1 protein-coding gene is annotated in these 261 nt (G+C 34.9%); it reads right to left on the bottom strand.

Annotation, left to right across the window (positions count from 1 at the left end):
- Window positions 1-26: 26 nt before the first annotated feature.
- Window positions 27-261, bottom strand: a 235-nt coding sequence (locus SB679_RS24915; protein ID WP_410704982.1) for an iron chelate uptake ABC transporter family permease subunit, incomplete at its 5' end; no start/stop codon positions are given.

A 261-nucleotide genomic window follows, 5' to 3' on the forward strand; every position in this document is an offset into this window, starting at 1 on the left:
CGTCTTTGCATTTTCCAATAAAAGTATTATACTTTATTCTGTCTCAAAAGCATCACAAGAATCACAGGGATTCCAAATACAGAGCTTATCACATTCAATGGGATCTGTGTTTTTTCTGCAATTACTGAGAAAAACAGCATGATTAGCATTCCCAGAAACATATTAAGGATCCACTGCTGCCATAATTTTGAGGGATTGTAGATCAATCGGCAGAAATGAGGTACAATAATCCCAATAAATAGAATAGGTCCTAAAAATGCT

Source organism: Chryseobacterium sp. SIMBA_029 (assembly GCF_046535275.1).
Classification (GTDB): Bacteria; Bacteroidota; Bacteroidia; order Flavobacteriales; family Weeksellaceae; genus Chryseobacterium.